This window comes from Pauljensenia sp. UMB3104, from assembly GCF_030217285.1.
Taxonomy (GTDB): Bacteria; Actinomycetota; Actinomycetes; order Actinomycetales; family Actinomycetaceae; genus Pauljensenia.
This window is the reverse complement of the sequence record NZ_JASONN010000332.1, coordinates 1-268: the sequence shown is the minus strand read 5'-3', so window position 1 is coordinate 268 and position 268 is coordinate 1. Positions and strand designations below refer to the sequence as shown.

1 protein-coding gene is annotated in these 268 nt (G+C 56.0%); it reads right to left on the bottom strand.

The window, feature by feature from the left end:
• Positions 1 to 268, bottom strand: a 268-nt coding sequence (locus QP415_RS11920) for a Gfo/Idh/MocA family oxidoreductase (RefSeq protein WP_285100221.1), incomplete at both ends; no start/stop codon positions are given.

Below are 268 nucleotides of genomic sequence, written 5' to 3'. Positions count from 1 at the left end.
CTGGGTCACGGCTGATGATGGTTAGCTGTTCGATTTCGCCGCCGATCTTGCCGTCTGAAACAGCCTTTCGGACGGCTGCGAAGGCGGGGTCGAAACGACGGTTGAAGCCCAGCATTACCTTTGCGTCGTATCCTTCGATGGCCTTCATCAGTTTTTCTTCGTCAGCAGAGGACATGGCAATTGGCTTCTCGCAAAGAGCCGCCTTGCCAGCTTTCACAGCGGCGGTGATGTGAGCGACGTGTAGTGGAGTGGGGGAGCCGATAATTAC